The 20,690-nt window shown below is 40.2% G+C and carries 23 protein-coding genes and 1 other annotated feature; of the genes, 2 read left to right on the top strand and 21 right to left on the bottom strand.

The features are described from left to right. Nucleotides 1-5 precede the first annotated feature (5 nt). From tgt to ruvA, 4 genes are all read right to left on the bottom strand, one after another. Nucleotides 6-1,145 carry a tRNA guanosine(34) transglycosylase Tgt gene (tgt, locus tag B1NLA3E_RS17175; protein WP_015595104.1) on the bottom strand — a complete coding sequence of 380 codons (1,140 nt, stop codon included), beginning with the start codon at nt 1,143-1,145 and terminating at the stop codon, nt 6-8. Nucleotides 1,146-1,170: 25 nt separating this feature from the next. Continuing rightward, nucleotides 1,171-2,199, bottom strand: coding sequence for a tRNA preQ1(34) S-adenosylmethionine ribosyltransferase-isomerase QueA (gene queA / locus B1NLA3E_RS17180; RefSeq protein WP_015595105.1), 1,029 nt, complete (start codon nt 2,197-2,199; stop codon nt 1,171-1,173). Between the two features lie 44 nt (nt 2,200-2,243). Further along, complete coding sequence (gene ruvB, locus B1NLA3E_RS17185) at nt 2,244-3,245, bottom strand: Holliday junction branch migration DNA helicase RuvB (protein ID WP_015595106.1); 1,002 nt, start codon at nt 3,243-3,245, stop codon at nt 2,244-2,246. Nucleotides 3,246-3,329: 84 nt separating this feature from the next. Further along, nucleotides 3,330-3,938, bottom strand: coding sequence for a Holliday junction branch migration protein RuvA (gene ruvA, locus B1NLA3E_RS17190; RefSeq protein ID WP_015595107.1), 609 nt, complete (start codon nt 3,936-3,938; stop codon nt 3,330-3,332). 156 nt (nt 3,939-4,094) lie between these two features. Between ruvA and B1NLA3E_RS17195 the strand changes: the two genes are divergently transcribed. Then, nucleotides 4,095-4,622, top strand: coding sequence for a hypothetical protein (locus B1NLA3E_RS17195; RefSeq protein ID WP_015595108.1), 528 nt, complete (start codon nt 4,095-4,097; stop codon nt 4,620-4,622). 43 nt (nt 4,623-4,665) lie between these two features. On the opposite strand, the gene B1NLA3E_RS17200 is transcribed toward B1NLA3E_RS17195, so the two are convergent. From B1NLA3E_RS17200 to safA, 5 genes are all read right to left on the bottom strand, one after another. Beyond that, entirely contained in the window at nt 4,666-5,184 is a 519-nt protein-coding gene (locus B1NLA3E_RS17200; protein ID WP_015595109.1) for an intercompartmental signaling factor BofC, read from the bottom strand. A gap of 328 nt (nt 5,185-5,512) precedes the next feature. Then, entirely contained in the window at nt 5,513-6,259 is a 747-nt protein-coding gene (locus B1NLA3E_RS17205) for a YhcN/YlaJ family sporulation lipoprotein (protein ID WP_015595110.1), read from the bottom strand. 88 nt (nt 6,260-6,347) lie between these two features. Continuing rightward, a complete protein-coding gene (gene nadE / locus B1NLA3E_RS17210; protein WP_015595111.1) occupies nt 6,348-7,088 on the bottom strand; it encodes an NAD(+) synthase in 741 nt (246 codons plus the stop codon). A 36-nt stretch (nt 7,089-7,124) separates the two neighbouring features. Continuing rightward, complete coding sequence (locus B1NLA3E_RS17215; protein ID WP_015595112.1) at nt 7,125-8,102, bottom strand: phosphotransferase; 978 nt, start codon at nt 8,100-8,102, stop codon at nt 7,125-7,127. Then, nucleotides 8,092-9,714 (bottom strand): SafA/ExsA family spore coat assembly protein, encoded by a 1,623-nt coding sequence (safA, locus tag B1NLA3E_RS23370; protein WP_015595113.1) that lies wholly within the window; start codon nt 9,712-9,714, stop codon nt 8,092-8,094. The genes B1NLA3E_RS17215 and safA overlap by 11 nt, the downstream gene beginning before the upstream one ends. A 206-nt stretch (nt 9,715-9,920) precedes the next feature. Here safA and B1NLA3E_RS17225 point away from each other — a divergent pair, with 206 nt between their 5' ends. Further along, nucleotides 9,921-10,457 carry a transcription repressor NadR gene (locus tag B1NLA3E_RS17225; protein WP_015595114.1) on the top strand — a complete coding sequence of 179 codons (537 nt, stop codon included), beginning with the start codon at nt 9,921-9,923 and terminating at the stop codon, nt 10,455-10,457. A gap of 330 nt (nt 10,458-10,787) precedes the next feature. On the opposite strand, the gene pheA is transcribed toward B1NLA3E_RS17225, so the two are convergent. From pheA to minC, 12 genes are all read right to left on the bottom strand, one after another. Beyond that, nucleotides 10,788-11,639: a prephenate dehydratase gene (gene pheA, locus B1NLA3E_RS17230; RefSeq protein ID WP_015595115.1), complete on the bottom strand. Its 852-nt coding sequence runs from the start codon at nt 11,637-11,639 to the stop codon at nt 10,788-10,790. A gap of 50 nt (nt 11,640-11,689) precedes the next feature. Next, nucleotides 11,690-12,145: an ACT domain-containing protein gene (locus B1NLA3E_RS17235; RefSeq protein ID WP_015595116.1), complete on the bottom strand. Its 456-nt coding sequence runs from the start codon at nt 12,143-12,145 to the stop codon at nt 11,690-11,692. 25 nt (nt 12,146-12,170) lie between these two features. Then, on the bottom strand, nt 12,171-13,466 hold the full coding sequence (gene obgE, locus B1NLA3E_RS17240) for a GTPase ObgE (protein ID WP_015595117.1): 1,296 nt from the start codon (nt 13,464-13,466) through the stop codon (nt 12,171-12,173). A gap of 76 nt (nt 13,467-13,542) precedes the next feature. Beyond that, complete coding sequence (locus B1NLA3E_RS17245; protein ID WP_015595118.1) at nt 13,543-14,085, bottom strand: sporulation initiation phosphotransferase B; 543 nt, start codon at nt 14,083-14,085, stop codon at nt 13,543-13,545. A gap of 397 nt (nt 14,086-14,482) precedes the next feature. Further along, nucleotides 14,483-14,773, bottom strand: a complete 291-nt coding sequence (rpmA, locus tag B1NLA3E_RS17250; RefSeq protein WP_015595119.1) for a 50S ribosomal protein L27 — start codon at nt 14,771-14,773, stop codon at nt 14,483-14,485. 12 nt (nt 14,774-14,785) lie between these two features. Next, on the bottom strand, nt 14,786-15,118 hold the full coding sequence (locus B1NLA3E_RS17255; RefSeq protein ID WP_015595120.1) for a ribosomal-processing cysteine protease Prp: 333 nt from the start codon (nt 15,116-15,118) through the stop codon (nt 14,786-14,788). 11 nt (nt 15,119-15,129) lie between these two features. Continuing rightward, nucleotides 15,130-15,438: a 50S ribosomal protein L21 gene (gene rplU / locus B1NLA3E_RS17260; protein ID WP_015595121.1), complete on the bottom strand. Its 309-nt coding sequence runs from the start codon at nt 15,436-15,438 to the stop codon at nt 15,130-15,132. A gap of 13 nt (nt 15,439-15,451) precedes the next feature. Next, nucleotides 15,452-15,532 (bottom strand) — a sequence feature (ribosomal protein L21 leader region). Between the two features lie 292 nt (nt 15,533-15,824). Further along, the gene (locus B1NLA3E_RS17265) at nt 15,825-17,300 is read right to left on the bottom strand and encodes an Rne/Rng family ribonuclease (protein ID WP_015595122.1); all 1,476 of its coding nucleotides are present in this window, start codon (nt 17,298-17,300) and stop codon (nt 15,825-15,827) included. 29 nt (nt 17,301-17,329) lie between these two features. Further along, the gene (locus B1NLA3E_RS17270) at nt 17,330-18,196 is read right to left on the bottom strand and encodes a M50 family metallopeptidase (protein ID WP_015595123.1); all 867 of its coding nucleotides are present in this window, start codon (nt 18,194-18,196) and stop codon (nt 17,330-17,332) included. Beyond that, complete coding sequence (locus B1NLA3E_RS17275) at nt 18,189-18,962, bottom strand: M23 family metallopeptidase (RefSeq protein WP_015595124.1); 774 nt, start codon at nt 18,960-18,962, stop codon at nt 18,189-18,191. The genes B1NLA3E_RS17270 and B1NLA3E_RS17275 overlap by 8 nt, the downstream gene beginning before the upstream one ends. Before the next feature lie 209 nt (nt 18,963-19,171). Continuing rightward, nucleotides 19,172-19,975 carry a septum site-determining protein MinD gene (gene minD, locus B1NLA3E_RS17280; protein ID WP_015595125.1) on the bottom strand — a complete coding sequence of 268 codons (804 nt, stop codon included), beginning with the start codon at nt 19,973-19,975 and terminating at the stop codon, nt 19,172-19,174. 1 nt (nt 19,976) lies between these two features. Then, nucleotides 19,977-20,657, bottom strand: coding sequence for a septum site-determining protein MinC (minC, locus tag B1NLA3E_RS17285; RefSeq protein ID WP_015595126.1), 681 nt, complete (start codon nt 20,655-20,657; stop codon nt 19,977-19,979). Nucleotides 20,658-20,690 lie beyond the last annotated feature (33 nt).

Consider the following 20,690-nt stretch of genomic DNA (forward strand, 5'->3'; position numbering starts at 1 on the left):
ATAGGTTAAAAGTTTTTTGCATCAGGCTTATTGAAGCCGTATTTTTCAAAAAACTCTTCTTTAAAGTCACCTAAGCGGTCTTCTCGAATAGCTTGTCTGACCTGCTCCATTAATTTTAACAGAAAATATAAGTTATGGTAAGTTGTTAACCGTATTCCGAATGTTTCGTCACATCGAATGAGATGACGAATATAAGCGCGACTGTAATTTTTACAAGTGTAACAATCACATTCCTCATCAATCGGCCCAAAATCACGAGCAAATTTGGCATTTTTAACAACCAATCTACCCGAGCTTGTCATCAACGTCCCATTACGAGCAATCCTCGTTGGCAACACACAGTCAAACATATCAATCCCACGAATAGCTCCGTCAATTAATGAATCAGGAGAGCCTACCCCCATTAAATATCTTGGTTTATCCGTTGGCAATAACGGTGTTGTAAACTCGAGGACCCGATTCATGACATCCTTTGGTTCCCCAACCGAAAGCCCCCCGATTGCGTAACCAGGGAAATCTAAAGAAACTAGGTCTTTTGCACTCAATTTCCTTAGTTCTTCGTATTCGCCCCCTTGGACGATTCCGAACAAGCCTTGATCATTTGGTCGTTGGTGACCTGTTAAGCAACGCTCGGCCCATCTTGAGGTTCTTTCAACCGACTTCTTCATGTACTCAAATGTGGCTGGAAACGGCGGACATTCATCAAAAGCCATCATAATATCAGAACCAAGATCATTTTGAATTTGCATTGCTTTCTCAGGTGATAAAAATAATTTATCACCGTTTAAATGATTTCGGAAGTGAACGCCTTCCTCTTCGATCTTGCGAAAATCACTTAAACTAAAGACCTGAAAACCTCCTGAATCCGTCAAAATTGCCCGGTCCCAGTTCATAAATTTATGCAGTCCACCAGCTTCTTTGACAATTTCATTTCCTGGTCGGAGCCATAAATGATAGGTGTTACTCAAAATAATTCCTGCTCCCATCGATTTAATGTCTTCGGGAGACATGGTTTTGACAGTAGCTAATGTCCCAACCGGCATAAATGCAGGTGTATCAAAAGAACCATGCGGTGTATGGACACGCCCAAGTCGTGCTCCTGTTTGTTTACATGTTTTAATTAATTCATAGGTTATCGCAGACAATTAATTCTGTCCTCCTTTTTTTCAGTTAAACGATTAACATTGCATCACCGAAGCTGAAAAATCGGTATTTTTCAGCAACAGCTTTTTCGTAGGCACGCAGGACATTCTCTCGCCCCGCCAATGCACTAATCAGCATAATTAATGTTGATTTAGGTAAATGAAAGTTAGTAATCATCCCATCAATTGCCTTAAATTGATAGCCTGGATAAATGAAAATATTGGTCCAGCCACTAGCTTGGGCAAACTTCCCGTCATGCGCTGAGGCAATGGTTTCAAGCGTCCGCGTCGAGGTTGTACCAACAGAAATAATCCGGCCTCCCTGATCTCTTACCCTGTTCAATAATTGAGCTGTTTCCTCAGTCATTTGGTAAAACTCAGCATGCATTTCGTGCTCGTTTATATCATTTACACTAACAGGCCGGAATGTTCCAAGTCCAACATGCAAAGTGATAAACGCAATATCAACACCTTTGTCCCTTAATTCGTTTAAAAGGCTTTCTGTAAAATGAAGACCTGCCGTTGGTGCTGCTGCCGAGCCACGCTCTCGTGCAAAAACGGTTTGATAGCGATCCCGATCCTCTAATTGCTCTTTAATATAAGGTGGCAACGGCATCTCTCCCAATGTATCGAGTACCTCATAAAAAATACCATCATACCCAAAATCAAGGGTTCTTCCGCCGTGATCCGAAGTCCCGACACATATAGCAGTAAGGCGTCCGTCTCCAAAGGTAATTTTCGTACCTTCCTTTATCCGTTTTGCTGGTTTGACAAGGGTTTCCCAACGATCCCCTTCGACTTGCTTTAACAACAATACCTCAACATTGGCTCCAGTTTCTTCTTTTGAACCAAATAATCGGGCTGGAAGGACTTTTGTATCATTTAAGACAAGACAATCTCCTGCTTGGAAATGATCGGTAATATCTTTAAAAATTTCATGTTTTATTTCTCCGGTTTGCTTATTTAAAATCATAAGTCTACTGTCGGAACGATTGACAAGTGGAACTTGTGCAATCAATTCTTCCGGTAAATCAAAATCAAACAAATCTACTTTCATCCTTCACCCTTCTTTACCTGTTACGTTCATATTCATATTTATCGTTACATTTCAGGTGTTTCCATATTAAAATGGCGATAAACTAAATCGGTCACCACTCGTCCTCTTGGTGTTCTTTGCAGAAAACCAATCTGCAATAAATAGGGTTCGTAAACATCTTCAATCGTTTGCGACTCTTCACCAATTGAAGCTGCAATTGTATCCAACCCTACTGGTCCACCACGGAATCTTTCAATAATCCCTTTAAGTAATTTATGGTCAATATGATCAAGACCTAAACGGTCCACCTGCAATCGCTCAAGCGATTCATTTGCGAGATGAAAATCCACTTCTCCATTACCATCTACTTGAGCGAAATCTCGAACCCTTCTAAGCAAGCGATTGGCAATCCTTGGTGTTCCACGCGATCTTTTGGCAATCTCTGAGGCAGCGAACGGATCTATTTTTGTTTCTAAAATTTCTGCCGTTCTTGTTACAATATTGGCAAGATCCTCAACTGTATAAAACTCCAATCTACCTAGCACCCCAAAGCGATCTCGTAATGGCGCAGAAATTGAACCTGCACGAGTGGTCGCCCCCACCAAGGTAAACGGAGGCAAATCCAACCGAACTGACCTAGCACTTGGACCCTTCCCAATCACAATATCCAAACAAAAATCCTCCATTGCTGGATACAAAATCTCTTCGATTGATCTTTGTAATCTGTGGATTTCATCAATAAACAAGACATCACCTGGCTCAAGTGCCGTTAAGATTGCCGCTAAATCACCAGGTCGTTCAATTGCTGGTCCTGAAGTCGTACGGATATTTACACCCATTTCATTAGCAATAATCGTCGCTAGTGTCGTCTTCCCCAGTCCTGGAGGGCCATATAATAAAACATGATCGAGCGTCTCCTGCCGAAGCTTTGCCGCCTTAATAAATATATCAAGGTTGGCCTTTATTTTATCTTGTCCAATATATTGGTTTAAGGTTTGTGGTCGTAAGCTTTGCTCATATGATTCGTCTTGGTAATCCGCTTCACCCGAAATAAGTCGTTCTTCCATGGTTCCATCACCTCCGTTTATCCTATTAAATCATTCTATATGGCGACTTTATGAATTGCATGCGAAAATAAGGTGCAACAATGGCTATCTTAATAGCTTTTGTAACGCCTTCTTAATATATTGGTCTGTCGTGAGCTTTTCTTTCTGAAGCTCTGGGGAAATTTTTCTTATTTCTTTTTCAGAATATCCAAGAGCTTTAAGCGCTAATGAGGCTTCTTCCCAATCTGCTAAGGTATGTCTATCAAAGCTACTGGCATCTTCAGTGAAAAGGTCTGGAAATATTTCAGGAACAACTGATTGTAATTTGCCCTTTAAATCTAAGATCATTTGTCTTGCCGTTTTTTTACCAACACCAGGGAATTTGATAAGGAAGGCTTCATCCTCACTTTCAATAGCATAAATCACCTGCTCAGGGTTCCCAGATGCTAAAATGGCTAGTGCTCCTTTTGGGCCAATCCCCGAGACATTTAATAGTTTCGTAAAAAGAGTTTTTTCTTGGCGCGCCTGGAAACCATAAAGTGCCATGATATCCTCACGAACATAATGATAGGTATAAATACGGACCTCAGTCCCTAATTGTTTTGAGAAAATAAATGGATTCGGAGTAATCACCTGATAACCAATTCCTTGGTTGTCAATGACGATGTACTCGGGACCCACAAAGTCAATGGTTCCCTTTATGTATTCAAACAAGTGCCTTCGCTCCTCTATTGTCTAGCTATTGCATTAATCCTCATTGTATCATAACACTTTTGCAGGAATGAATAAAAATGTTGCAACTGTATAAATTTCTATTCTATAATAATAAAGTCGTAAAATTATTCCAATTCTCACTGGAGGCCAATACAGATGAAAAGATTATTAGCATTCTTAACTATCTTCACATTAATGTTTGCTGTAGCAGGTTGCTCATCTACCAAAGATGATACTTCTAAAACTACTACAGAGAAAAAGGCAACAGAGAAAACTTCCGAATTAACCGATCAAGTAAAATCAAAAATGTATAATGCTGTTCGTATTGCTGAAGGAAAAGTAAACGAAGTATTTGCAAAGGAAATGGCTGCTGATGAAACAACACCAGTCCTTACATCCACTTTTGCTGATGAGGCTGCTGCAGAAGCCTTTTTATCAAAATATTACAGTGCAGATATTGCAAAAGAAATTTATACTTACTACGTAACAGATCAAAAAACAACTGATGGTCAAACAATCGTTAAGGCTGATCCTTTCTTTGCAAAACCAATCTTAGATACAACAAAGGATGATGTAACGGTCGAAGGCGATGCAAATAAAGCCACAGTTAAAACAAAAGATAATGTAACTTATACAGTTGAACTTAAAGATAATACATATGTTGTTACAGCCATTCAAAAATAATTAGTAAGGACCGGTTTTATTGAAACCGGTCCTTTTTATTTCTCTATTCAAATTTTGAATACGGCTTAAATGTCTCCAATACTTGCTGGTAACGATTCTTGGACTTAACAGGAATCCCTCTTTTTAACTGCTGTTTTTTTCTACTCTCAAGCTTACCCACATCAATCTGAAAAAATGAGTGGATTACTTTTGAATGTTTGGGTCTCCCATTAAAAATGGTGAGCGTGCCTTCTTTGGTGATCCCAAAGTATCCATTTGCTTTAAGTAGCGGGGAAATATCATCTACTTGGTTTCGGAAAATCAATATATTCCCTTGCTGTTCAATTAATTGCCACTGTTTGTATTTTTCTTGAATTTCCTGTTTTGTTAAAACAGATTCCATTACGATTTCCTCACCTAAATCTCCATCTAAATAGACTCTTTGTAAAATTACCTTTACTCTCTGAATCTCTGCCTCATGTCTAGATACCGCCTTCCCTTCTGCGCACCCAATTGACTCATGAAAAAAAACAAGCAGGAAGCTGGCTGCAACTGCACTTAGTACGGACATTCTGGCATTCATAAATGACCACCTCTTTTAAAAATAGGAAAACGGAAAACTTCAATCCATGACAATGTTATAATGACCATTTATTTGGAAATTATCCATCTACATCAGAATACTGGTTAATTATTAGTCTCCATAAAATCTAATCAAAAATGTCAAGTTTTTGGCAATGTTCGATAAACAAAGATATTTTACTATTCCGAATGTATAATTTGAATAAAAAGTAGTCCAGAGGTACCGGTTGATTATCACTAACAAAATCAAACACCAAAGCCGTTGATTGGCCTTGGTGTTTTTTACTAGACCTAAAGCTCATCCCTGGTGCTCTACATTCAACCCAAGTTTATCGTGACTGATTATTTACCGAGTCGAAAATATCTCTGATATTCATATCGATCCCGTCTCGAAGCCTGCCACCACGAATGTTATTCTCGATATCGCGAATTCTACTGAAGGTTGCTTCATCGGTTACTATGTTTACCGAACGCCCTTTTAAATAAGGCTGAACTGCTTGAAGCACTTTTTGTCTAGTTTGCGCTTCTTTACTAACATCCGCTACATCCACAGCCACCAGAACATTGTTTTTATAAACAACGCAATGGACATCTTGGACATTTGGAATTGTTGCAGCGACGCCATCAATTTTATCAGCAAGTCTTACTTCATAAACTGTGTCATTCGTACTTCGAAGCTTTCTTTGTTTTCCATCTAGATGTCCGTGGTAATTGACATCGCTTGTACTATAACGATTGTCCTTTTGAAAAAAGTTTCGATCCTTTGTCGCTAACGGCTTAGTTGGATTTTCAGGATTACCATTTTCATCTCTAACTTGAAGAATTCGACTTTCCTGGTTGCGCTCATATTTCCCCTCAGAGCCAAAGGAATGATCCATTATTTCTGTTACAGGACCGTCATTATCATCAAGAATACGAGCATTGCCATTATGATGCTTTTCATTTGAATAATATCCGAGTGGCTGTGTTTTTTGCACATGTCGTGCCTGCCCCGCAGACTCACCATTATTGCTACAGCCTGCTAGTGCTATTGAGATAAAGCCAGCAATCGGTAAAAGTAATGATTTTTTATTCAAGCGAAAAACCCCCTCGCGGCTATTGAGCCTTTAGCTCATTTTTAGCTTGTGTGTGAGAGGGTTGTTTCATTCTGTAAGATAAGTCCAGTTAAAATTTTGGAGGTGCAGCCGCTAGATTGCGTTTATGCTCTGACACAGCATGCAGTCGATCAATAATTTTTTGATCCTTTTCAGGAATTTCTTCCCCTTTTAAATACCGATCAATCATATTATATGTTGTACCCATTTCATTCTCATCCGTTTGACCTTCCCAAAGACCAGCACTTGGAGCCTTATTAATTACCTCATCAGGCACACCTAAAGCTTTAGCAAGCTCGCGCACTTCCCCTTTCGTAAAATGAACGAGGGGCACTAAGTCTACTCCACCGTCACCATATTTTGTGAAGTATCCAGTATGCCACTCAGCAGCGTTATCTGTCCCCACCACTAAATAACCAAAATTATTAGCAACTGCATACAAAGTGGTCATACGTAAACGAGCTCTTGTGTTTGCATCGCCTAATTTTGACTTTTCTTCATTCCAATCTCCCGTTTCTTTTAACTGAGATTCAATTTCCGAAAATAATGTATTATGAGTTTCTGTTAATTCAACAGTAAAATGCTTAATCCCACAGCTTTCAATTACTTTTAATGCATCTTCCCTGTCTTTAGGATTACTTTTAGTTGGCATAATTAATCCAACGGAATCATTAGGAAATGCCCTTTTTATTAAGTGGGTTACAACTGCTGAATCAATTCCACCACTTACCCCAACAATTGCCCCATTCGTACCTGACTCTTTCACCTTTTGCTGTAACCATTGCACCAATTTTTCAATGACTTGCTCCATCTGTTAATACTTCCTTTCGAGTACAATATTTCCAAGTTATTTTACCACATTTTTTAGGTCTTTTATCAATTGTCTTCTTAAATGAAATTGATCAACCGTTAGTTCCATGACAGGAAGTATTTTTTCAGGCGATTGGTAGGTCTTATCCTTAATAATTCTAGTCCATTCACGAAAAATATCAGTAGGATACATCAATGCTAGTAAAAACGCCCGGTTATTTAAATATTTATTAATGTGTTCATATTTTGATAATTCATGCATGGACCAATTAATGAATGGAAAAATTCTGTTCGCATACTGGAGCAGGTCAGAACCTTCATTTCCAATCGAAATTAAATCAAAATCAATTAAGTATAAGTTTCCCGATTTTGACTTTAAATAATTATGGTGGGCAACATCACCGTGTAGGATGACCGGTTGTAGATCATCATTTCCAAAATTAAGATTTTCATTTTTCAATCCCTCTAATGAAATTTTTGACCATTCCATTAACTCGTTAATCATTTGATCTTTTAAATAGTGCCGTAAAAGGGGGATATGTTTTTGGAAGCGACTACTTCTTTCATACCATTTTTCATATAAATTTATACGAGGTAACATCATCTCATACGATTTAGCCAATCTCTTGGTCGTACGGTGAAAGCGATTAAGTAATCGTATCCCTTCTTTTCGATCACTTGAAGATTGATACGAAAAACGGTCGCGATGGGGCTCGATGTATTCAATCCACCCAAAATATTTTTGGTTAAAATAGATGGGTGTTTCTAATATTCTGTAATATGAATAGGAATGATGAAAACCCTCAGCTTTTAAAGACTCAGTAAAGGCTTCTTGTAGATATAAGCGCTGTAAGGAAGAATATCCCTTTAAAATATACGGTTTATGATCTGTTTTAACAAAATAAACATGTTTACGTATTTGTTTTATTTCGTTGACTTTAAAAGGAACGCTCTTTTTTAAAATGTTGAGGAGACGATTGGTAATCAAATCGTCTCCACCATTTTTATGCTTCATACTCACTGCTTTCATCGCTTTGTCTAGGCATCGAAGTTGGACTTCCACCCATTTGACCAGTTCCGTAAGGACTCATATACAGGCCTTGTTGAGCGTATGGGGGCGAATAGATTTGGCCTTGAGGGAGTGGATAGCCCTGTGGCATCATACCTTGCTGGATAGGGACACCTCCTTGCTCAAAAGCTGGTGACCATTGAGGATATGATGGTCCCCCTGTTTCAATTGGGACATTCCCTTGCTGATACGGAACGCCTCCTTGCGGATAAAATGATGTTCCTGTTTGAACAGGTGAGATCCCTTGCGGATATGGATTTACTACACCTGGTTGCCCTGGCGCTACTCCTGGTGGATATGGGTTTAGTCCCTGTGAATATGGGGGTGTTCCCTGTACAAACTGTGGTATACCTTGATACGGGACCCCTCCACTAACATGTGCTTTCGGTCCACCGCAACCACAATCTGCTTTTCCTGCAAAAGGCGGTGGAGTTGTGTATTGTGTCGGTAATCCTTGTGTTTGTTGATATGGCATCATATCGGCTGACTCAGCCTGATATTGTGGAAAAACAGGTGTTTGCCCTTGCATTTGTGGATACATTCTTTCTGGGTACCCATATCCATAAGGGGTCTGGCCGTATGGGATTTGTCCATATGGTACGCCAGATCCCGGTAAGACTGGTGAAACGGGTACGGTCGGTCCTTGTGGATAGGAAGGATAACCATATGGTGCTTGCGCAAATGGCGCTGCTTGTGCAAATGGCGCTGCTTGTGGATACGCAGCAGGATATCCACCTGGTGGTTGGAACCCTTGTGCTTCAGAAAAACCTTGAACTGGCGCATTTGGCATAAATGATGAAGACTCATCATGCACATGTGGCACAAATGCAGAACCTTCTACTCCAGGCATGCCATAGTATCCTGGCATAGGTCCTTGGACTGGCGGACAAGGTGCAACTTGCGGATAAGGCGGACATGGCAAACCTGATCCTGGCAAAACCGGTGAAATTGGATATATATATGGCGGACATGGATACATAGGCTGTTCGCAACCTCCTTGTATTGGCATTTGTACGGGTACTTCAGGGCATTCTTCTTTGACTACTGGGAGAATATTCACTGGTTTAGGCGGCAATTGTGGCTGCGGTGGTGGTGGTGGTGGTTGTTGGATATTGGCCATATTCATCATGTAGTAATTATTGATGTCAATTTCCGGAATGATAGGCTGCGGCATTTTTGGGACGTAAGGTGCAATTGGTGCTTCTTTAATTGGCATCTCTTTTATTGGCATCTCTTTTATTGGAGCCTCTTTAATCGGCATGGCGATTGGCGCTTCCTTGATTGGCATTTGCATTGGTTGTTCTTTCACAAATGGCTGCTCTTTGATTGGCATTTCCTTTTTAGCACCCATACTGATTTTAGTTGCCGGTGCTCCTCCATACGGGGCTTCTTTTTTTATGGTTCCCCCTGTGGTTGGAACTTTTATTTTCATACCAGGCATTATCATATCCGGGTTACTGAGCTGGGAATTCATTTTTTTCAGCTCTTCAAAATTCACGCCGTACTTCTTGGCGATTTTCCAAAGAGTATCCCCTTTCTGTACGATATGGATCTTCACACGATTCCCCTCCTAAGGTGGCATAAGTCCATACATTGTATGTTGAAGTGGGCAAATTGCTAACAATCCACAAAAAATATTTATGCATTTTCAATAAATAATATGTGATAACTATTTTTTCATTACTTTTTATCGGAGGTCCTACTTAATGTAGTGGTGAAAGTATGGTAAAATTTTTAATCATCAGGGGTAAGGTGGGTACAAATATGAAAGAACAAAAAAAGATTTTAGGAGAAGAACGACGAGCTTTTCTTTTACAAATGTTAAAAGAAAGTAGTGTCCCCATTACAGGAAGTGAGTTTGCCTCCAAAACGAAGGTAAGCAGACAAGTAATTGTTGGCGATATTACCATTTTAAAAGCAAAACGAGAGCCGATTATCGCTACTAGCCAAGGGTATATTTATTTAAAACAACCTACTTCCTCTTCCATTTATGAACGTACGATAGCGTGCAATCATCCCCCGGACCGAACAGAAGAAGAATTAATCATTCTGGTCGATCATGGAGTCACGGTAAGAGATGTCAAGATCGAGCATCCTGTTTATGGCGATTTAACCGCTTCAATTATGGTGGCCAATCGGAAGGATGTAAAGCACTTTATGGATAAAATTAGGATGACGAAAGCAACCTATTTATCTGAACTAACGAATGGAATCCATCTTCACACCATTTCCGCCCCATCTGAAAAGATTTTAGATGATGCGGTTCAAGCCCTAGAAATGGCTAATTTCTTAATAGAATAAGAAAAGCGCAAGCAATCTAGCCGCAAGGGCGATGGAGCTAAACAGTTCTCTAGTTCAAAGTTTTATACTTCCTTACTTTTAAAAAAGATGGCTGTGTTAAAGCTCAATGTTGATTTTATGCACAATGTTGATTGGAGCGGAAGGTGCGAGACTCCTGCGGGAGCAGCGGGACAGGTGAACCCCACAGGTGCTTTAGCGCCGAGGAGGCTCACCGCCCGCCCCGCGGAAAGCGAGCATCCTGGAGCGGAAATCAACATTCTACTTTAACACAGCAAAAAAAACAAAAGGGTTTCGTCCACATCAAATGGACGAAACCCTTTTATTTCTAGCCTACTTTAGGTTATAGGAAGGATAGCTTCCTAGTAAGGTTACATTACAGCCTACAGCTTCAAGCTCTTGCATCGCACCAGGAATTAACACATCATCAACCTTCATCTCAATATCGATAATGAAGAAATAATTTCCTAACCCCGTCTTCATTGGACGAGACTCAATTTTAGATAAATTAAGCTTACGCCAAGCAAATGCTGATAATACTTGATGGAGAACACCTGGATGATCAGCAGGGAGGGTCACCATAATCGTAGTTTTATAACCATGAAAATGCGGATGATCCTCAGACAATGCTAAAGTTTTTTTTGCCAAAATGATAAATCGGGTATGATTGAATGATATATCGTGAATGTCTGGTTTTACGATGGTTAGACCGTATTCCTCTGCAGCCAAATCATTGGCAATTGCTGCTGCTTTTATTTCAGGATGCTGCTGAATATACTGTGCAGCTGCAGCCGTTGAAGTCGTATTTTCGCAAAATACACCTTTAAATTCTGAGTGTAAAAATTTATGGCACTGAGCAATGGCATGTGTGTGGCTTAAGATCCGATTGGTCTCTTTCCAGGTATCCTTATGATCAGGATGAACCATGAAATGCTGACGAATCGGCACATTAATTTCTCCAAGAATAGGCAGGTCCACTTCATGAACTAAATAATCCAAGGTTATATTAACCGAACCCTCAAGTGCATTTTCCAACGGAACAACTGCAAGATCCACTTCACCTAAAACAACCGCATCCATACATTCTGGAATGGTTAAATACGGTACTCCTGTGTATTCAGGAAACATTTTACGAACTGCAATATCTGTAAAGGTCGCCTTCGGACCCAAATATCCTACCTTCACGATTTCTCCCCCAATAAAAATCGGGTTGAAATCTAAGGACATAGATTCATCTATGCCCCAGATCCCAACACCTCAACTTTTTCTACAAATTCAAGCCGCTTAAGTTGTGTAAGCAACTCATCAAGGTCAATCCCCATTGTTGCAACATTTAACGAAAGTGTAACGTTTGCTCTGCCTTGAATCGGAATCGTTTGGTGAATGGTTAACACATTACAACCGGAAACAGCGACAACTTCCAGGAGTTTTGATAAAGTCCCAGAGCGGTCTTCCAGTTGAAAAAATAATGTAATAAGTCTTTCTTTCACAATCGTATGGAATGGAAACACCGTGTCACGATATTTATAAAATGCACTACGGCTTAAATCGACACGATTTACGGCGTCCCAAACTGATTCCGCTTTGCCTCTTTCAATCATCTCTTTTGCTTCCAGAGTTTTTTTCATCGCCTCAGGCAGAACGTCTTCACGAACTAAAAAGAATTTTTTATCGAATTTATCATGTCTCATTTCTCCACCCCGTAATTGCGTAGGTCTATTCAATAAACTCGAATTCGTAGTTTAACAACTGAACCGCATCTCCATCTTTCGCACCTTTTTGACGGAGCGCTTCGTCAATTCCCATACTACGAAGTTGACGTGCAAATCGCTGAACTGATTCGTCTCTTGAAAAATCAGTCATTTTAAACAATCTTTCGACTTTTTCCCCAGAAATTACGAAGGTTCCGTCCGACTCACGAGTAATCAAGAATTCATCTTGCTCCGCTTCATGTTTATAAACAACGCGATGGAGGCCAACTTCCTCTTCCTCTTTCTCCTCTATTAGCGGGAATTCAGGAGTCTGTTCGATTTTATCGGCAATCTCAAACAACAAATCACGTAATCCTTTTCTAGAAATAGCTGAAATAGGATAGACCGGATATTCATCATTTAGCTTCTCTTTGAAGACCTTCAAATTCTCTTCTGCCCCTGGCATGTCCATTTTGTTAGCAACGATAATCTGTGGACGTTCCATTAAGCGTAAATTGTATTGTGCCAATTCTTTATTGATTGATAGATAATCTTCGTAGGGATCCCGCCCCTCTGTTGCTGCCATATCAATGACATGCACAATGACACGAGTTCTTTCAATATGACGTAAAAATTGATGTCCAAGGCCAACACCAGAATGGGCCCCTTCAATTAATCCTGGAAGATCCGCTAATACAAAACTTCTGCCATCTTCCGTTTCAACCATTCCCAAATTTGGGACAATCGTTGTAAAATGGTATTCGGCAATTTTTGGTCTCGCTGAAGAGACAACCGATAGAAGTGTTGACTTACCAACACTTGGATAACCTACTAAGCCTACATCAGCCAAAAGCTTCAGCTCTAACATGATGTTTCGTTCACGGCCTGGTTCACCATTTTCGGAAAGTTCTGGTGCCGGATTAGATGGCGTAGCAAATCTTGAGTTTCCTCTACCACCTCTACCGCCTTTTGCAATGATGGCTCTTTGTCCGTGCATCGTTAAATCACCGATGACCTCGCCTGTATCCTCATCTGACACGACTGTTCCCGGTGGTACTTTCACGATGAGATCCTTAGAGTTTCTCCCGTGCATATTTTTAGACATCCCGTGTTCACCACGTGGTGCTTTAAAATGGCGTTGGTAGCGGAAATCCATTAGCGTACGTAAGCCTTCTTCTACTTCAAAGACAACGTCCCCGCCTTTTCCACCATCCCCACCAGCTGTACCACCTTTAGGGACATATTTTTCACGGCGGAATGCAACCATTCCGTTCCCGCCGTCTCCGCCTTTTACATAAATTTTCACCTGATCGACGAACATTTTTGTTCCTCCCGTCTGTACTAAGTACAAAACAAATTTTCTTTCAAGACGAGAATCTCTCTTTTCATAACCATTCCTATCTAAATGGCATAAAAGTATCTAATGCAAGTTCCTGTTGAGAGAATTCCAATACCTTTATCGTAAGTTGGTTGTTATGATTTGCGTCTAGAAACTGTTGTAACTTGTTCTTATCCTTTATTATTCCGCTAAAATCAAAAAAGAAACGAATTCCATTTTTTTGTGTTTCAACGGAAACTGCAAGGTTATTTTCATGAATTTCATCAACTGCTGTATGTAAGCATTCAAAAAATGAACTTGTCCATTCGGAGAGAAGATGATCATCCAAGCTTAAGATAACGCCAGATTCATGGACCACTTCATACTCAAGCTGAAAGGAGTGTGCTTCCCAGTTGGCTGTAAGTAGTAATGATGCAAAACGAGGAATTTTAAGGTTCGACAATTTTGCCTCTTGTTTTGTCTCGATTACAATTTCATCGATAATTTGTTTGACACGCTCTATTTTGTTTAAAGCGAGATTACCTTTAATTAATTGTATTTTATTCAACCAGTCGTGCCGTGCATGTGCAAGGACTTCGACGGTACTCCAGTCTTTTCTCATACCTGCACTCCTAAATAGTCATATTAGCATCATAAGGCTACTTGCTGATAGTATATCAAAAAACAGACTTTGCGTAACGAAAAAAGAAGAATTTAGCAAAAAAAGCGGAATTACGCGGCTAAAGACATATTGACTGGAGCTCTAATAAAGTTAATAAAAAGGCTGTGATAAAGCTCAATGTTGATTTTTTTCCCAATGTTGATTGGAGTGGAAGGCACGAAGACTCCTGCGGGAGCAGCGGGACAGGTGAGACCCCACAGGCGCTTTAGCGCCGAGGAGGCTCACCGCCCGCCCCGCGGAAAGCAAGTGCCTGGAACGGAGATCAACATTCTAGTTTAACAAAGACAATAAAAAAGAAAACTCTAACCGAAACGGTTAGAGTTCACTGTTAAAAAGCTTACGCTTCTTGTGCTACAGGATAAACACTTACTTGTTTTTTGTCGCGTCCTACACGCTCAAATTTAACGACTCCGTCAACTTTTGCATATAGAGTATCATCGCCACCACGACCAACGTTTGTACCTGGATAAATCTTTGTACCACGTTGACGATAAAGGATAGATCCACCACTAACGAATTGGCCATCAGCACGCTTAGCACCAAGGCGCTTAGATTGTGAATCACGACCGTTTCTAGTAGAACCTACTCCCTTTTTAGAAGCGAAAAACTGAAGATCTAATCTTAACATTTATTCCACCTCCTACTTTTTGAAGGTTATTTTTATATGCTTTCCGTACTCTCTTTCAATTGTTTTCAATGAAACAACCATTGCTTCAAGAAGCAATTGAACCTTCTCTTGTATATCCTCTGCTAGATTGTCTGGGAATACACATCGGAGAAAGCCATCTTTTCCTAGGTCAACCTCTGGTACGAAGCCAGTTAACACTTCGATAGCATTAAGGGTACCAAAGGAAACTGCGGATGCTCCTGCACAAACGATATCCTCGCCGTGATCAGCAAAATTGGCATGTCCACTCATTGAAAACATATGAATTTTTCCGGATTCAGTACGATTAATCTTAATTCGAATCATCGTATTAAACCTTACGCGTTGATTGCTTCAATCACAACTTTTGTGTATGGTTGACGATGACCTTGCTTTTTACGATAATTTTTCTTTGACTTGTACTTGAAAACGATGATTTTCTTTTGACGACCTTGTTTTTCAACTTTAGCTGTAACAGTTGCGCCTTCAACAACAGGGCTACCCACTTTTACAGTTTCGCCGCCAACGAAAAGAACCTTGTCAAAAGTAACTGTTTCGCCTGCTTCTGCGTTAAGCTTTTCAATATAAACAGCTTGACCTGCTTCTACTTTAATTTGCTTACCGCCAGTTTCGATAATTGCGTACATAACTTGCACCTCCTTATAGATTAAGACTCGCCATTACAGGGGATTGCTAATTAAAGCAAAAACTTAGTACCTGTTATGTGCGGTGTGCTATAAACATAACATTAGAATCCTATCATAATTATCCTAATCATGTCAACAGAAAATCTTGATAGGCAAAGGATACCACCCTACTATTTTTACAGATAGCTCTGTTAAACTTGTCTGTTGATTTCCGCTCCAGGATGCTCGCTTTCCGCGGGGCGGGCGGTGAGCCTCCTCGGCGCTAAAGCGCCTGTGGGGTCTCACCTGTCCCGCTAATCCCGCAGGAGTCTCGCACCTTCCGCTCCAATCAACATCGTTACTAAACAACGATGAGCTTTAACACAGCCTTACAGATAAAAAGGTGATTACAGCTGGATTCTCGCCTTAAGCTCCTGGACCTTGCCAAATTGCCGAATAAGATAAAAAGGTTTGGCACTTGATTGAAGCGTGAGAAAAATGGTCAAACCTAGCAGTTCTTGAAAACGGAATAGATGAACGTTATTTTCCCCAGAAAAGACAGAACGAACTTCTTCCGTTGTTTCAATCCAAACCGCTTCATTGTCAGTAAAACGATGTTCCCACAGCTCCCTCTCAAGCCGGAACGCTACTGTTTCTGGGCTAAGGACCCGTCCACTCCCTTCACACACCAGACAGGCTACCGTCAAGGCTTCTGACAAGGCTTGTTTCGTCTTCTTTCGCGTTAGCTGCAGAATGCCCAAAGCAGTGAAACTTATCACCTTAGATTGCTTCTCGTCCTTACTTAGCTCTATTTCTAATGTTTTTTGAACTTGCATGCGATCCTGTTCATTTTTCATATCAATAAAATCGATTAAGATGATTCCGCCGATGTCTCGCAAGCGTAATTGTTTGGCTACCTCCACTGCCGCAACCAAATTGGTCTTAACGACAGTTTCTGCTAAATGATTCTTTCCAGAAAATTTCCCGGTATTTACATCAATTACAGTGAGTGCCTCGGTCTGGTCTATTACCAAATAGGCGCCATTTTCCAACTCAACATTCCTATGTAAGGCTTGCTCAATCTCATGTTCAATATGATGAACATGGAATATATTCTCTTTCCCCTGATAGTAGGTTACAGTGACATTCTCTCGCACGAACTTTTCAAGCCTTTGTTTTAGCCCTAGGTCATCTACTAGAACTTCTCCTGAAGTAAGGATTCGACATTCCTTCTCAATTTGAGCTAAAAATAAATCCCTTTTTACGAGAATGCCTGGTTTTTTTCGTTGCTCAGAAGCCTTTATCAAGTCAGCAAATTGTTTCCGAAGTTCCTCAATTTCTGTGCTAACTTTCTGTTCCGATTGCCCTTGGGCAGAAGTTCGGATAATAAGGCCTTCCTCTTCTGTTTTGATACGAGTGGCCATTTTCTCCCATGCTTGTCTTTCCAATTTGTCAGGAATTTTTCTTGAAACCGAAACGGACCTTCCTTTTGGTAACAGGATCACCGACTCACCATAAAGTTCTATGATTCCTGTCAATCTTGGACCTTTTGTGCCGGTTTCGTCCTTTTCGACTTGAACCAATAATTTCTCTCCTTGAAAAGAAAATGCCGATACAGACTTATTTCTTTTTACTTCACCTGAATCTTTCGATAAAACATACCTAGAAAGTTTTTCACGTTGCAGATATCCATTTTTTTCTTCACCAATATCAACAAAGACAGCATTCATTCCAGGGAGAACCTTGGTAACTGTCCCTAAATAAATGCTGCCAACCGATGACTGCTGTTGCGGCTGTTCAATGACTATTTTTTCAACGCTGGTTTCACTAACCAATGCAAAACGTTTTTCCGTTAAAGCATGATTTACAATTAGTTTTTTCAATGGTTTGCCTCTCTTTTTCGTCAGAACGATTAGTATGTGTAAAGTAAATCACGAATTTTGGCTGTTAACAATTTTTCCGCAAACACGGCATGCAATATTTCATTTTCATCGAGAATGGCTTTTTCTTTTCCGTTTTCTTCGATAATGATGGGATGCTTACAGCCTCGACAAAACCGTTCGAGGACATGCACAACCAGTTCATCTTCGGCAACCTTAAGCGGTCTTAACACGCGCAGGTCGCTCCTTTTCCCATAATAGCGCTCCAGTAAAAAACGCATAAAAATAAAGCGATGCTGCTTCCACTCATGATAAAGGGAAAATAATAAAAAGGCGAGGATTATCCACACGTTTAAATTATTTGGCATGAGCACTATAGTGAAACCGGCAAACAGGACCATACAGACTAGTGATACCAGAATGGTCATTCGATGCGCGATAGGAAAGGATTTGTAGTATGACAACAGCAAAAACACAAGTTTTCCCCCATCCAATGGCCAGATTGGTAACAAATTAAATAGCAAAACCATCATATTATAAGAGAGGAACAATTTATAGTGTTCAGGACTAAGCCAGGAAAGTTCATAAAAACAAAAAGCACCTCCGATCAACCAGATATGTTGGAAAGGACCTGCCAATATGACGATTGCTTCCTCAAACAAAGGACGGTTACCATGTTCATCCATCTCCGCCACACCACCAAATGGTAGGAGTGTAATTTTTTTTATTCTCCATGAAAAAACAGAAGCTGCCACCGCATGTCCCAATTCATGAATAAAGATAATTATCAACAACATCGACAATTCTAAAAATCGTGCCGTCAAAACTGCCAGTGCTATGACAAGCCATAGGAGCGGGTGAACATTAACTTGTTTTAGCAATTCAAACAGCTTATTCAAATTGAATCACCTGGATCGGATCAACAAAATTTTCATCCTTTTTTATCGCAAAATAGAACGCCCCTTTAGCACCTGATTCAGTGTTGGTGACTGTCCCAACCTTTTTACCTTTTTCAATATATTCATAAAGACTGACAGAAATATTGTTTAAATTTCCATACCATGACTCACTTTTGTCAGCATGCTGAATGATCACCGTTTTTCCGAAACCATCCTTTTCGCCGACAAAACGAATAATTCCTTCATTCATTGCCTCAACTGCAGCATCTTTTGGCGTTTCAATCGTAATGCGTTGGCCACTCACATCAAAATCCTCCAATATTTTCCCTGAAGCGGGTAAAGCATAGTGCTGACCAGTTGCAACATTAGTGGTGTCCTTCTTATCTGATACTGGAAATAACGCTAAAGGTTTGCCAAACTTTCCTTCATACCAATTTGAGACAGCCGCAAATTGAAAATCCTTATCGAGCGATTGTTTGACAAAGGCTCGGGCAGGATCCAATGAAGCTGCGTGATTTCGAAACAAAATAGCCATGACCAGAACTAAACATGCTGATGTTAGCAATTTTAAAAGAAAAACTTCCTTGCGAAAAAGGGGATGGTTTTCTTCGTTAGGTCCTGATTCATAGGTTGGTAGCCGGTCAAAGCCATGCTTTTCTTCATCATCAACGGTCAACAAACGTTTGTGAACCTGACTTGCCTGCCTCTCCCGACCTTTTTTTCTATTCTCTATTCTTTTTCGGACATCATCCGCTCTAGAACGCATATTCACCCCACCATTTCTATAAAACATTTGTACAAGTTTATGAAATGACAGTTGAGAGTATGCCTAAATGAACAAAAGCGCAAACTCACGATAAGAATGGGGCTGGCCGAGTCCATCCTTGTTAAAGCAATCCACAGTATTGAAATTTATTATTTTGTAAAAAACAAAAAATGCCCGTCTTCGATGAAGAAATCGAAAACAGGCAGTAATTATTTTGCACCAAAGAAACGCTTAATTTTTGTAAAAACACCTTTTTCATCAGCCTCAAGAGATTGTAATGGGATAGACTCCCCTAAAATTCTTCTGGCAATGTTGCGATAAGCGATTGATGCCTTGCTATTTGGATTTAGTGCAATCGGTTCGCCGTGATTAGAAGCTTTTATTACTTCATCATCATCTGCCACAATACCAATTAAATCAATAGACAAATGTGCCGTAACTTCATCAACGTCAAGCATATCCCCGTTTTTCATTAAATGGTTACGAATACGATTGATGACTAATTTCGGCGCTTCCATATTTTCTTCTTTCTCTAACAGTCCAATAATCCGATCTGCATCGCGAACAGCAGACACTTCCGGAGTGGTAACGACAATCGCCCGATCAGCTCCGGCAACGGCATTTTGATAGCCATGCTCGATACCTGCTGGACAGTCTATTACAATATAATCATAGTCCTGCTTCAGTTCAGTGATTAGTTTCTTCATTTGTTCGGGTGTCACCGCTGTTTTATCAAGTGTCTGGGCTGCAGGCAATAAATAAAGCAGATCCTCAAACCTCTTATCCTTAACAAGCGCCTGATGAATTTTACATCGACCTTGGATTACATCAACTAAATCATAAATAATACGATTTTCAAGCCCCATTACAACATCTAAGTTTCGGAGGCCGATATCGGTATCGACTAAACACACACGTTTTCCTTGCAAAGCCAGAGCAGTCCCTAAGTTCGCAGATGTGGTGGTTTTCCCAACTCCACCTTTTCCAGAAGTAATGACTATTGCTTCTCCCATATTAAAGTCCCCCTTCCAATCTTGTTAAATTTGGTCTAAGATGCATTAAAACTTGTATTCTATCAACGACAATTTGTCGGTTATCATCAATAAAAGCACACTCTAACAAACGCTCTTCTGTTTCGGCAAATTGATCGGGTGATCTATTGATACAATCGCTAATGCGAAGTTGCGATGGCTTCATGATTGAAGCAGTAATAACGGCTTGGTCATCTCCAAAGCATCCGGCATGGGCAATTCCTTTTAGGGTTCCCATCACAAATATATTACCACCCGCTTTAATCGTACCACCAGGATTAACATCACCAACAAGTAATAAATCACCAGGAACCTCAAGTACTTGACCTGAGCGAATGATCCGGTTAACTGATTTAATCTCTGATTCAGCTTTTTTCCTTTTTGCTTCTTCAATTGTAATAACATTGCTGACAATTTCATCAACAACTAGATTCTTTTTTTGTCGAATGAGGTCTTTAATCTCTTCATTTTGTTTTTCTGTTAAAAGGCGATTTCCCATTTGCACTTTCACTGAAGTGAGGGGCTGATCCTCATTTATACGAGAATTAGCTGAGAGCTTCTGATCCAGTTCTTTTTTTAGCTCATCGTAAGAGCATGAGTCATCGAGATGCAGTATTATTCCGTCTTTAGTTCCTTTAATGGTTACATTTTGCATTTTTTTCATGGTAGAATGTTCACCTCAATGATAAAAAGAATT

Origin of the sequence: Bacillus sp. 1NLA3E, from assembly GCF_000242895.2 — a bacterium.
Lineage (GTDB): Bacteria > Bacillota > Bacilli > Bacillales > Cytobacillaceae > Bacillus_BU.

What these genes read in the sequence shown, in the direction of transcription:
- queA (WP_015595105.1), bottom strand. Translation starts at nt 2,199, where the DNA reads ATGAAAGTAGATTTGTTTGATTTTGATTTACCGGAAGAATTGATTGCA.
- ruvB (WP_015595106.1), bottom strand. Translation starts at nt 3,245, where the DNA reads ATGGAAGAACGACTTATTTCGGGTGAAGCGGATTACCAAGACGAATCA.
- B1NLA3E_RS17195 (WP_015595108.1), top strand. Translation starts at nt 4,095, where the DNA reads ATGAAAAGATTATTAGCATTCTTAACTATCTTCACATTAATGTTTGCT.
- B1NLA3E_RS17200 (WP_015595109.1), bottom strand. Translation starts at nt 5,184, where the DNA reads ATGAATGCCAGAATGTCCGTACTAAGTGCAGTTGCAGCCAGCTTCCTG.
- nadE (WP_015595111.1), bottom strand. Translation starts at nt 7,088, where the DNA reads ATGGAGCAAGTCATTGAAAAATTGGTGCAATGGTTACAGCAAAAGGTG.
- B1NLA3E_RS17215 (WP_015595112.1), bottom strand. Translation starts at nt 8,102, where the DNA reads ATGAAGCATAAAAATGGTGGAGACGATTTGATTACCAATCGTCTCCTC.
- B1NLA3E_RS17225 (WP_015595114.1), top strand. Translation starts at nt 9,921, where the DNA reads ATGAAAGAACAAAAAAAGATTTTAGGAGAAGAACGACGAGCTTTTCTT.
- B1NLA3E_RS17235 (WP_015595116.1), bottom strand. Translation starts at nt 12,145, where the DNA reads ATGAGACATGATAAATTCGATAAAAAATTCTTTTTAGTTCGTGAAGAC.
- obgE (WP_015595117.1), bottom strand. Translation starts at nt 13,466, where the DNA reads ATGTTCGTCGATCAGGTGAAAATTTATGTAAAAGGCGGAGACGGCGGG.
- B1NLA3E_RS17245 (WP_015595118.1), bottom strand. Translation starts at nt 14,085, where the DNA reads ATGAGAAAAGACTGGAGTACCGTCGAAGTCCTTGCACATGCACGGCAC.
- rpmA (WP_015595119.1), bottom strand. Translation starts at nt 14,773, where the DNA reads ATGTTAAGATTAGATCTTCAGTTTTTCGCTTCTAAAAAGGGAGTAGGT.
- B1NLA3E_RS17255 (WP_015595120.1), bottom strand. Translation starts at nt 15,118, where the DNA reads ATGATTCGAATTAAGATTAATCGTACTGAATCCGGAAAAATTCATATG.
- rplU (WP_015595121.1), bottom strand. Translation starts at nt 15,438, where the DNA reads ATGTACGCAATTATCGAAACTGGCGGTAAGCAAATTAAAGTAGAAGCA.
- B1NLA3E_RS17275 (WP_015595124.1), bottom strand. Translation starts at nt 18,962, where the DNA reads ATGCGTTCTAGAGCGGATGATGTCCGAAAAAGAATAGAGAATAGAAAA.
- minD (WP_015595125.1), bottom strand. Translation starts at nt 19,975, where the DNA reads ATGGGAGAAGCAATAGTCATTACTTCTGGAAAAGGTGGAGTTGGGAAA.
- minC (WP_015595126.1), bottom strand. Translation starts at nt 20,657, where the DNA reads ATGAAAAAAATGCAAAATGTAACCATTAAAGGAACTAAAGACGGAATA.